Origin of the sequence: Rhodophyticola porphyridii, from assembly GCF_003688285.1 — a bacterium.
Classification (GTDB): domain Bacteria; phylum Pseudomonadota; class Alphaproteobacteria; order Rhodobacterales; family Rhodobacteraceae; genus Rhodophyticola; species Rhodophyticola porphyridii.
Map to the genome: position 1 here is coordinate 286,395 of NZ_RCNT01000006.1, position 11,025 is coordinate 297,419.

Annotated in this window: 11 protein-coding genes; 5 read left to right on the forward strand and 6 right to left on the reverse strand. The window is 62.6% G+C overall.

The genetic code is table 11. The features are described 5' to 3' along the window. Positions 1 to 2: 2 nt before the first annotated feature. The 3 genes from ugpE to ugpB all read right to left on the reverse strand — a co-directional run bounded on the left by ugpE (position 3) and on the right by ugpB (position 3,124). On the reverse strand, positions 3 to 851 hold the full coding sequence (gene ugpE / locus D9R08_RS13480; protein ID WP_121898569.1) for a sn-glycerol-3-phosphate ABC transporter permease UgpE: 849 nt from the start codon (positions 849 to 851) through the stop codon (positions 3 to 5). Then, on the reverse strand, positions 851 to 1,735 hold the full coding sequence (gene ugpA / locus D9R08_RS13485) for a sn-glycerol-3-phosphate ABC transporter permease UgpA (RefSeq protein WP_121898570.1): 885 nt from the start codon (positions 1,733 to 1,735) through the stop codon (positions 851 to 853). The genes ugpE and ugpA overlap by 1 nt, the downstream gene beginning before the upstream one ends. 72 nt (positions 1,736 to 1,807) lie before the next feature. Further along, positions 1,808 to 3,124, reverse strand: a complete 1,317-nt coding sequence (gene ugpB / locus D9R08_RS13490) for a sn-glycerol-3-phosphate ABC transporter substrate-binding protein UgpB (protein WP_121898571.1) — start codon at positions 3,122 to 3,124, stop codon at positions 1,808 to 1,810. A gap of 320 nt (positions 3,125 to 3,444) precedes the next feature. Here ugpB and D9R08_RS13495 point away from each other — a divergent pair, with 320 nt between their 5' ends. The 4 genes from D9R08_RS13495 to D9R08_RS13510 all read left to right on the forward strand — a co-directional run bounded on the left by D9R08_RS13495 (position 3,445) and on the right by D9R08_RS13510 (position 7,759). Continuing rightward, positions 3,445 to 4,419 carry a tripartite tricarboxylate transporter substrate binding protein gene (locus D9R08_RS13495; RefSeq protein WP_199709353.1) on the forward strand — a complete coding sequence of 325 codons (975 nt, stop codon included), beginning with the start codon at positions 3,445 to 3,447 and terminating at the stop codon, positions 4,417 to 4,419. Between the two features lie 73 nt (positions 4,420 to 4,492). Continuing rightward, positions 4,493 to 4,951 carry a tripartite tricarboxylate transporter TctB family protein gene (locus D9R08_RS13500; RefSeq protein ID WP_121898572.1) on the forward strand — a complete coding sequence of 153 codons (459 nt, stop codon included), beginning with the start codon at positions 4,493 to 4,495 and terminating at the stop codon, positions 4,949 to 4,951. Positions 4,952 to 5,183: 232 nt separating this feature from the next. After that, the gene (locus tag D9R08_RS13505; RefSeq protein ID WP_121898573.1) at positions 5,184 to 6,725 is read left to right on the forward strand and encodes a tripartite tricarboxylate transporter permease; all 1,542 of its coding nucleotides are present in this window, start codon (positions 5,184 to 5,186) and stop codon (positions 6,723 to 6,725) included. Then, positions 6,725 to 7,759, forward strand: coding sequence for an AbrB family transcriptional regulator (locus D9R08_RS13510; protein WP_121898574.1), 1,035 nt, complete (start codon positions 6,725 to 6,727; stop codon positions 7,757 to 7,759). Before D9R08_RS13505 ends, D9R08_RS13510 begins: the two co-directional genes overlap by 1 nt. 26 nt (positions 7,760 to 7,785) lie before the next feature. On the opposite strand, the gene xth is transcribed toward D9R08_RS13510, so the two are convergent. Beyond that, entirely contained in the window at positions 7,786 to 8,568 is a 783-nt protein-coding gene (gene xth / locus D9R08_RS13515; protein ID WP_121898575.1) for an exodeoxyribonuclease III, read from the reverse strand. A gap of 163 nt (positions 8,569 to 8,731) precedes the next feature. On the opposite strand from xth, the gene D9R08_RS13520 reads away from it, so the two are divergent. Then, on the forward strand, positions 8,732 to 9,217 hold the full coding sequence (locus D9R08_RS13520; RefSeq protein ID WP_121898576.1) for a hypothetical protein: 486 nt from the start codon (positions 8,732 to 8,734) through the stop codon (positions 9,215 to 9,217). A 51-nt stretch (positions 9,218 to 9,268) separates the two neighbouring features. On the opposite strand, the gene D9R08_RS13525 is transcribed toward D9R08_RS13520, so the two are convergent. Both D9R08_RS13525 and D9R08_RS13530 read right to left on the reverse strand, forming a co-directional pair. After that, a complete protein-coding gene (locus tag D9R08_RS13525) occupies positions 9,269 to 9,673 on the reverse strand; it encodes a SpoIIAA family protein (RefSeq protein WP_121898577.1) in 405 nt (134 codons plus the stop codon). 216 nt (positions 9,674 to 9,889) lie between these two features. Next, positions 9,890 to 10,810 carry an aminoglycoside phosphotransferase family protein gene (locus D9R08_RS13530; RefSeq protein WP_158599002.1) on the reverse strand — a complete coding sequence of 307 codons (921 nt, stop codon included), beginning with the start codon at positions 10,808 to 10,810 and terminating at the stop codon, positions 9,890 to 9,892. Positions 10,811 to 11,025 lie beyond the last annotated feature (215 nt).

The window sequence follows — 11,025 nt, forward strand, 5'->3', positions numbered from 1 at the left end:
TCTTATTTCTCACTTTCCACCAGCCCTTTGACAAAGAGCCGTTGCATCGCCAGCACCACCACGACCGGCGGTATCAGCGCCAGAATTGCAGTGCCCATTGTCAGGTGCCAGATCGGCAGACCCTCGCCAATATTCACCATCCGCTGAATGCCCATCACGACCGTGTAGAGATCCACATCCGTGGTGATGATGAAGGGCCAGAGATACTGGTTCCAGCCGAAGATGAAGAGGATGATGAAGAGCGCCGCGATATTGGTGCGGCTCAGCGGCAGGAGGATATCGAAGAAGAAGCGGATCGGGCCGGCGCGGTCGATTCGCGCGGCCTCCACCAGTTCGTCCGGGATGGTCAGAAAGAACTGCCGGAACAGAAACGTCGCCGTGGCCGATGCGATCAGTGGCACCGTCAGGCCCCAGTAGCTGTTGAGCATGCCCAGATTGGTCACGATGTCATAGGTGGGCAGGATGCGCACCTCGATCGGCAGCATCAGCGTGATGAAGATCAGCCAGAAGAACCCCATGCGGAAGGGGAAGCGGAAATACACGATGGCATAGGCCGCCAGCAGGCTGACCGCGATCTTGCCGAAGGTGATGCCGAGCGCCATGAGAAGACTGTTCCACATCATCCTGAGCACCGGCACGCCGCCGGCCTCGGCCACGCCACCGGACAGAAGCGTGGTGTAATTCTCCACCGCCTGATCCCCGAACCACATCGGGATGGGAGAGCGAACGAGCGCGTCGCCCGGATGGGTCGAGGCGACCAGTGCCATCCAGACCGGGAAACACAGGAACAGTACGCCGAGGATCAGCACCGCATGGGTGAGGATTTTCAGAAAGGGGCGATTTTCAACCATCAGTAGTTCACCCTGCGTTCGACGTAGCGGAACTGGATCACCGTCATCACGATCACGATCCCCATCAGGATGACCGATTGAGCCGCCGAAGACCCGTAATCCTGCCCGACGAAGCCTGTGGAATAGACCCGGTAAACGAGGATCGAGGTGGCATCCGCCGGTCCGCCCGAGGTTGTGGCGTGGATGATCGCGAAGGTGTCGAAGAAGGCGTAGACGAGGTTCACGACCAGAAGAAAGAAAGTGGTGGGCGACAGCAGCGGGAAGACGATCGTCCAGAACCGGCGTGTCGGGCTGGCCCCGTCGATGGCCGCGGCCTCGATCATGGATTTCGGGATCGACTGCATCCCGGCCAGAAAGAACAGGAAGTTGTAGCTGATCTGTTTCCACGCCGCCGCGATGATCACCATGATCAGGGCCTCGCGCCCGTTGACATAGTGGTTCCAGTCATAGCCGAAGAGGCTTTCCAGCCAGTAGGCGATGATGCCGAGCGACGGGTTCATCATGAAGAACCAGATCACGCCGGCCAGCGCCGGGGCCACCGCATAGGGCCAGATCAGAAAGGTCCGGTAGGTGGTGGCGCTGCGGATCACCCGGTTGGCGCAGACCGCCAGCGCCAGCGCGATGGACATGGACAGGAAGGTGACCGAGACCCCGAAAACCAGCGTGGTCCAGAAACTGCGCAGGTAGCCCGGGTCGTTGAACAGGGCGCGAAAGTTCTCCAGCCCGACGAAGTTGCGCGAAAAGCCGAAGGCGTCCTCGATATAGAATGAGGTTTCAAGCGCCTGATAGGCGGGCCAGATGAAGAACACCAGAGTGACGGCGATCTGCGGCAGAACCAGCAGATAGGGCAGCCACCAGGATCGGAAAACAACACGTTTTTGCATGAGGAGCGGCGGGTATCCGGAAAGGGTGAACCGGCCGGGTATCAGGCCCGGCCGGTTCTGGAAAGGTGGAGCTTAGCTGTTCGCGGCTTCGAAGCGGCGCAGCAGATCGTTGCCCCGCTCTACGGCGGCGTCCATCGCCTCGCGGGCGGTCTTGTCACCGGACCAGACAGCCTCCAGCTCCTCGTTGATCACGTCGCGGATCTGCACGAAGTTGCCGAAGCGCAGCCCGCGGCTGGCGGGGGTCGGTTCATTCAGGCTGAGCTGTTCAATGGCCGTGTCGGTGCCGGGGTTCTCCTCGAAGAAGCCCTGCTCGGTCATCAGATCTGCCGCGGCAGTGGTGATCGGCACATAGCCGGTGGAGCCGGCCCAGTCGGCCTGCTGCTCGGCGGTGGACAGGAAGGCGAGGAATTCGGCCGCACCCTGATACTCGTCCGCTTCGTGGCCCTGCAGCACCCAGAGCGTGGCGCCGCCGATGATGGAGTTCTGCGGCGCATCGGCCACGTCCGTGTCGAGCGGCAACATCGCCTGACCGAATTCGAAATCGGTGATGTCGTTCACGAAGCCACCATAATAGGCGGAGGAGTTGATCCACATCGCCACCTCGCCATTGACGAACATGCCCCGGCTGTCGCCGCGACGCCCGCCATAGGTGAAGAGGCCCTCTTCGCCCATATCCGCAATGCGCTGGATGTGGTTGACCACAGCGTCATTGTTGAAGGTGAACTCGGTACCGACGCCGGCGAAGCCGTTTTCCATCGTGCCGAGCGGGATGTTGTGCCAGGCCGAATAGTTCTCGATCATCGTCCAGGACTGCCAGCCGAAGCCGAACGGGCTTTCGACGCCGTTCGCCTTGAGCGCGCGGGACGCTTCGACAACCTCGTCCCAGGTCGTGGGAACCTCGACACCCGCGGCCTCGAACATGTCGGCGTTGTACCACATCACGGGCGTGGAGGAGTTGAAGGGCAGGGACAGGAGGTTGCCCTCGGTGTCGCTGTAATAGGAGATCACACCCGAGATGTAGGACGCTTCGTCGAATTCGATGCCTGCATCTTCCATCAGCTGGTGGACCGGATAGATCGCGCCGTTATCCGCGGCTGACATCATTGTTGCGGTGCCGACCTCGAAGACTTGCACGATATGGGGCTGCTCGCCCGCACGGAAGGCCGCAACCGCCGTGGTCATCGTTTCGGTATAGTTGCCCTGATAGATGCTGTTGACTTGATAAGTGTCCTGCATCGCATTGAAATCGGACGCGAACTGGTCGACGCGCTCGCCCAGCTGGCCGCCCATAGCGTGCCAGAAATTGATCTCGACCCGATCCTGGGCCTGCGCCGCCGTGACGGCGATGACGCTTACCGCGGTCGCGGCGAAAAACAGCTTGGTTTTCATGTTGGAATTCCTCCTCCCGGTACAAACACATGGTCTCGGCCGGGGCTGGTTGTTGGTAGTTACGTGAGCGTTAACGCTCTGCCCGGCGGCGATAGACTTCTCATGTATCGGCGACGTTACGGATTTGAAACAGTTTTGTGAAGCGCGCGATCCAGCTACGATTGCCCGGTCACGGTATCGTTAAATGCGCAAAAATCGCGTCGTGGGCAGTAAGAATTGGCAATTGCAAGCGGTTGCAATGAATGTCTTGAACCGTCCGATGAAATGTCGCTAGGGTTGAAGCCGAGCAGGTGTCGAGACCTGCCAAGGGAGGAATACAGATGATGAAAATGACAAAGGCGGCCTTCGTGGCCGCCGCGATTGCCGCGTCCGGCGCGACCATGGTGCAGGCCGATGGCCATCAGGTGGTGGACAGCATCCACTTTCTGGTCCCCGGCGGGGCAGGCGGCGGATGGGACGGCACCGCGCGCGGCACCGGCGAGGCGCTGACCGAAAGCGGCCTCGTGGGCAGCGCGACGTATGAGAACATGTCCGGCGGCGGGGGCGGTCTTGCGATTGCCCATCTGATCGAAACCAACGATCCGGGCGTGATGATGGTCAACTCCACGCCGATCGTGATCCGCTCGCTTCAGGGCGTGTTTCCGCAATCCTTCCGCGATCTGACGCCGGTGGCGGGCACGATCGGGGACTATGCGGCGATGGTGGTGCATTCCGACAGCGAGATTACGGATTTTGCCCAGCTTCTGGAGATGTTCGAGGCTGATCCGACCGCACTCAACATCGGCGGCGGCTCCGTCGAGGGTGGGATGGATCATCTGGTGGCCGCGATGGTGTTCCAGGCCGCAGGTGGTAACCCCACGGATGTGAAGTACATCCCCTATGACGCGGGCGGGGAGGCGATGGCGGGCCTTCTGACCGGCGAGATACAGGCGCTCTCTACCGGCTTTTCCGAAGCCATCGCGCTGGCCAATCAGGGTGAGGTCCGCATTCTCTGCGTGACGGCGGCCGAGCGTGTCGATGCCGCCGCCGATGTGCCGACCTGCGCCGAGGCCGGTGCCGAAGGCATGGAGTTCGTGAACTGGCGCGGGTTCTTTGCCGCCCCCGGCATTTCCGACGAGCAGGTGAATGCCTATCGCGATGCACTGGAAGCGATGTATGAGACCGAAGCCTGGACCGCCGTGCGCGACCGCAACGGCTGGGTCGAGATCTGGAACCGTGGCGAGGATTTCAACGCCTTCCTGGAAAATCAGGAACAGGTGATCGGGGATCTGATGCGCGATCTGGGCTTCCTCTGAGGGGCTGAGACAATTCGGGCCGTCCCTGACCGGGGGCGGCCCGTCACCAAAGGGCAGGAGGGGGCGGCGTGCCATGATGCTTTCCAAAGACCGGATTGGCGGGGTTCTGCTGCTGCTGTTCTGCCTGATCTATGCCTGGCTTAGCCAGGATATCCGGCTGCTGCCGTTTCAGGAGCGTGCGGCCTTTCACGCCCGCACGATGCCGGAAATCCTTTCGATCCTGGGGATCGGGCTGGCCCTGTGGACGATCATCCTGCCCGGCAAGTCGGAAAGACCGGAGCTTGGCGGCGCGGACTGGCTCAAGGCGGGGCTGTTTCTGGTGCTGATGTCGGCCTATGGGTTCACGGTGCGCCCGCTGGGCTTCATCCTGTCCACGTCGCTGTTCCTGATGATCGGATATGCTCTGTTGGGCGAACGCAAGCTGGTGCCGCTGGTGCTGGCCTCGGTTCCGCTTGTGGTGGCATTCTGGGTGCTGATGACCCAGGGGCTGGACGTGTTCATCGAACCCTGGCCCGGGTTCCTGAGGGAATGAGATGCGCCGACGCCATTCCGCCCCGAACCCGCATCTTGGGGCCCTCGCCCATATGCGCTCTGCGGGCGCAGGCCGGTCATGACGTGACCGGGGCCGCGGGCGCAGCCGGCCCTCTCCACGCTCTGCCGGCCTTTCGCGCCCGTCCCGGTGCCATCCCCCGGCCGGCTCTCGCCCGACCCGTCGCGGGACCGGTTCGGCACGCGCGACACATCTCATCCACGGAGGCCCTCTCATGATCGAAGGCATTATGATCGGCCTCGGTACGGCCCTGACGCTGCAAAACCTGCTCTTCGTGATGATGGGCTGCCTTGTGGGCACCTTTATCGGCATGCTGCCGGGGCTGGGGCCGATGTCAGCCATTGCGCTGATGATCCCCATCGCCGCGTCGCTCGACCCGTCGGCGGGCATCATCCTGATGGCGGCGGTCTATTACGGCGCGATCTTCGGGGGGTCCACCTCGTCGATCCTGATCAACGCACCCGGTGTGGCCTCCACCGTCGCCACCTCCTTCGACGGCTATCCGATGGCGAAACAGGGCAAGGCCGGCAAGGCGCTGGCCATCGCGGCCTATTCGTCCTTTTCGGGCGGTGTCATCGCAGCGCTGTTTCTTCTGGTCGCGGCGCCGTTTCTGGCCTCGGTCTCGCTCAGCTTTCAGTCGACCGACTATTTCGCGCTCATGGTGCTGGGTCTGGTCGCGGTTTCCGCCTTCGCGGGCAAGGGCGACATGATCAAGGCGCTGCTGATGACGGTGATCGGGCTGATGCTGTCCACGGTCGGCACCGACCAGACGCAGGGCGTACCGCGCTTCACCCTCGGGATCATCGACCTCATCGACGGGATCTCCTTCCTGCTTCTCGTCATGGCGACTTTCGCTCTCAGCGAGGCGTTGATGGCGATCCTTCGGCCCAAGGGCGATGCGGACCGTCAGAAGGAAAAGGAGGCATCGGAAAATCTCGGCTCGATGAAGGTGAGCCGCGCGGAGGTCAGGGAGATGGCCCCGGTCATCGGGCGTTCCTCCGTGCTGGGGTTCCTGATCGGCGTTCTGCCGGGGGCCGGGGCCACCATCGCCTCTTTTCTGGCCTATGGCACGGAACAGCGCATCGCGGGCCCGAAGAAGGGGGCCGAGTTCGGCAAGGGCTCGATCCGCGGCCTGTCGGCCCCGGAAACCGCAAACAACGCCGCCGCCACCGGTTCCTTCGTGCCGCTTCTGACGCTTGGCATTCCGGGATCGGGCACCACGGCGATCATGCTTGGCGCCTTGATCGGCTATGGTATCCAGCCGGGGCCGCGTCTCTATGTGGACCAGCCCGAGATCTTCTGGTCGGTCATCGTGTCGATGTGGATCGGCAACATCATCCTTCTGGTGCTGAACCTGCCGCTGATCCCCTATATCGCCAAGGTTCTTGCCATCCCGTCGCGGTTCCTTCTGCCGCTCATCCTCTTCTTCAGCCTGATCGGCGTCTATTTCGTCAGCTTCAACACATTCGACATCCAGCTGATGGTGATCTTTGCAGTGGCGGCGGTGATCCTGCGGGTGCTGGACTTTCCCATGGCCCCGATGATCCTCGGCTTCATTCTGGGCGGGATGATGGAGGAGAACCTGCGCCGCGCCCTGCTGATCAACAACGGCAGCTGGTCCTTCCTGTGGGAGCGTCCGCTGACGGTGACGATCCTGGCCATCGCGGCGGCCTGCCTGCTGCTGCCCTTCTTGACCGGTTGGCTGCGCCGGGTCAAAGACAGGGCATATGAGAAGACCTCCTCCAGCGGGGACTGATGCAGACCACAATTCTTACCCTTGCCATCGGGGCGACAGGTGCGGTGATCGCCTGGGCGCTAGGTGTGCCCGCGCCGTTTCTCACCGGGCCGGCGGCGCTGGTTTCCGCGGCATCGCTGATGGGGGTCAGAACGGCGGTTCCGATGCCGCTACGGGATGTCTGCTTCGTGCTGATCGGGGTTGGCATGGGCACCGGTGTGACGCCGGAAGTGCTGGCCGCCGCGCGGCAATGGCCGATCCCGCTGGCGATGCTGAGCCTGCTGCTGCTGGTGATCTTCTTCGGCGGCTCATGGGCGGTCGGGCGGCTGTTCCGGTATGACCGCAACACCGCGCGGCTGGCGGCCACGCCCGGGCATCTGAGCTTCATCCTGTCGCTCTCGACCGAGGTCAAGGCGGATATCCCCATCGTCGCGGTCATCCAGTCGCTGCGGGTTCTGATCCTGACGCTTCTGGTGCCCGCCGTGGTCGCCCTGATCACCGAGGCGGACCTGTCGATGAGCCTCGCGCCCGCCACAACCATGGCGCTGCCGGCGCTGGCGGTGATCGTCGCGATGGCGGCCGGTCTGGGCCTGCTTCTGAAGCGGAAGAATGTGCCCGCGGCCCTGTTGCTGGCCGGGATGGCCGTGTCGACCGTGGCCCATGGCTCGGGCCTTGTGCCGGGGGGCATGCCGCTCTGGGTGGTGATCCCGACCTTCGCGATCATGGGCACCCTGATCGGCACACGGTTTTCCGGTGTCACGCTGAATCTGGTGATGCGCGCGGCGGCGGCGTCGGGCTTTCTGACCGCGCTGGCGCTGGCCGCGACGCTCGCCGCGGCGCTGGTGGTGAACCGCATGACCGGGCTGCCGCTCACCGATCTGATGATCGCCTTCGCGCCGGGGGGGCTGGAAACCATGGCCGCACTGTCGATCATGCTGGAGGCGGATCCCGCCTTCACCGCGCTGCACCATATCTATCGGCTGGTCTTCCTGACGTTTCTGGTCCCGATCTTCATCGAGCCCGACAGGGATCGCGCGGAGCGGGCGGAGCGCTGAGCCGGGGCAGGGCGCGGGCCGGACCGTCACGCCGCCAGATCGACCCACACCGGCACATGATCCGACGGTTTTTCCCGGCCGCGGATCTCTTGATCTATCCGCACATCGGTCAGCAGGTCGGCCGCCTGCGGACTGAGCAGCAGGTGATCGATCCGGATCCCGTCATTCCTGTTCCAGGCGCCGGCCTGATAATCCCAGAAGGAGTAATGCCCGCCACCGAAGACACGCGCGCGATACGCGTCGGTAAAGCCGAGGTTCAGGATACGCCGGAACGCCGCCCGGCTTTCGGGGCGCGCCAGCGCATCATCTTGCCAGACCTCCGGGCGCGCGGCGTCTTCGTCCTGGGGAATGACATTGTAATCGCCCGCCAGAACCACGGCCATCTCGGTCGCCAGCAGGGCGCGGGCATGGGCCTCCATCCGCGCCATCCAGGCAAGTTTGTAATCGTATTTAGGCCCCGGCGCGGGATTGCCATTGGGCAGATACAGCCCACAGACCCGAACCGCCGCGGTCTCGCCGATCACGGTTGCCTCGATCCACCGGGCCTGTGTGTCATCGTCATCGCCGGGCAGGCCGCGGGAGACATCCTCCAGAGGCAGTTTCGACAGGATCGCAACCCCGTTGAAGCCCTTCTGCCCGTGGGTTTCCACATTGTAGCCGCGCTCCTCGAACATCTCGCGGGGGAAGCCTTCGTCGACTGTCTTGATCTCCTGCAACAGCGCCACATCGGGTCTGGCCTCGTCCAGCCAGTCGGGCAGGGCGGCCGCGCGGGCCTTGATGCCGTTGATGTTGAATGTCGCGATCTTCATCTCGGGGAGTCCTTTTCCGTCGGGCCCCCCAGATGTGCCCGGTTTCACGGCATAATCCAAGCCTGTCCCCGCCGATCGTCGCAGAAGCGCGAATTTGGCTTTGGGATCATCGCACGGCCCGCTAGTCTGGGAACCGGTGACGCGCTGCAATTCAGGGGGAGAGATGCTGAAATTTCTTTTTGGAGGCCGTAAGAAGCCTGAAGTGAAGATCGAGACACAGCGGGAGAGCTTCGTTCGTCTCGTGACCGAACTGAACGAGGCGATCGACGCGCTGCCCGACAAGCCCCGGGTCACCATCGACCCGGCAAGCGGCCACATTCTGCCCGAACCGCCCGAGCACTTCCCGGATGAGGCTCTGGCCCTGCCCGCACCCGGAGAGAAGGCGACGGCGGATGCCGCCCCGACCCCTGAGGAGACCACATCCGCCGACATGCCTCCCGAAGGCGAGGAGGGCAGAACCGCCGGCACCGACGCCGCCGCCAGGGACGCGTCCGGGCAGTCCCCTGACGACAAGAGCGTGCAGGCGGCGCTGGAGGCCGATGGCGGGGTGCGGACGGGGCGGGTGGCCCCGGTTTTGCCGGGCACGCCGGTTCCGAACCCGCCCAAGACGGCCAATTCGGCGCAGGAGACGCCAAAACCCTCCCACTAGCACGGGTGCGCACCCTGTTCGGGGTGAGGCAGCGGTTGGCTCGTTCTGCGATCAGCTTGCGGTCGCATCCACGCTCAGCGGGGCCGCCAGCCAGTCGCGGGCCTCCGCCTCAGCATCCGGCGGGAAGCTTTTGATCACCAGATTGGGGATCAGAGCACTTTCGATGCCCGCAAGGGTCTTGACCCATGACCGGTCGGTCAGAAGGGCGACCTTGTCGACCTTCTCCACCATGGCCATGAGTTGCACCCAATGGCGCAGCTCGACGCCGATCGCGCCCAGGCTGGGCCATTCCACCCCTTCGGCGCGGATCAGAACGCCGCCATGGTGCATCCCCTCCATTTCCGCGACCAGCATGCTGAGCGCCACCTCCATACCGACGGCATCGAGCGCGCCATGGGTTTCGATCACCAGAAGGTTCGGGGTTTCGAGCCTGCTGCTGAAGTTCGGTGTGGTCATCGCGGGATCTCCTTTTCCTGGACTGGAGCGTGACAAGATCGCGGAGGTCGGACCTTGATGCGTGTCAAGCGCGTGCCCGTCGACTGTCAGATAACTCTGACCTTGGGGGCAAAACTGACCCGGACTTGAGAAAACCGGCAAGGCTGCCCTTCATGCAAATCGCGGTGAGGGTCGGTTTTGAGCCCAAAGTGGCGGATGCTGCAAGGCGCACCAATGTCAGCTTCGCCGTAAGCCCAGCATCTGAAGCGTTCGCCTCGATTGATTGCAGAGCACTTCATGGGACCGGCCGCGGAAAAAGCTCAAAGCAATGGTTGCGCAATAAAGAGCCCAGCCTTGCGCTCTTTTCCAAGAGGCGTCGTCTGCACCGGAAGCGGATTGAAACACGGCGCGCGCTTCGGGCGAAACCCAGGTCCACGCGGCTGCGATGTCGACCGCGGGATCGCCAACTGCTGAGAGGCCCCAGTCTATAACTGCGGCCAACTGGCCATCCTGCGCAAGCATGTTGTCCGCTTTCAAATCTCCATGGGTCCAGACAGGCCGACCTCGGAAGGGCATTGAGCAGGCATGCTGCCAAAGATCGCGCGCTTCATCTGCATGAATCTCATCCGCAAGCACTTCGATGCTCGACAGGGTTTTTTCTGTCAGCTCAGCTAAATCAATGCCGCGATTGTTGTTTCCCGGCCCAGCGTGGGGCGCATTTTTGATAGGTTTTTGATGCAACTTGCACAGGAAACTCCCCAAGGCTCCTGCTGCCGCAATTGGGTCATCAATCCTATCTTCTGATGCGACGGAGCCTTCGAGCCAAGTGAGTATTCCAAAGTCGAAACCGAGTTGGGATTTCGTTTGGCTGTGAAAAAGAACCTTCGGAACTTCGAGCGGCAGCCCTGCAAAACTTGGGAGCCACACGAGCTCCTTCGTCAAGAGTTCCACTGCCGACGGCCTTATGGGAATCCTTAGGACACAATCGTCATCAAGCAGGAAAAGTGCGTTGTCAGTTCCTGAAGACTTTATGGCTTGAACTGTCTTGTGTGCCCAGCCTGACGCGTAGGTGGAAAGAAGCGCTTCTGCGTATCCGATATCACAATTGGCAGGTCTCACATCAACCTCAAGAACCAGAGTATCCTCGCCGTATAGCACTCTCAAGATGGCAGAAAAATGGATCTCCAGGCGAAGGGAAGCGGACTTTGCTAGTCAAGGCGGGAAAGTGCGCTTCGTCCGCCAACCGGACCTTCACCCGCGCTCCGTACCGCCGAGGTGCGCTCGCGACCGCAGTGAAGGTCTGCTTGGAGCCGATTCTGTGGAAAAACAAGGGGTTGAGAGCAAACTAATTGGGCGATTTGAAGGAGCGCAAG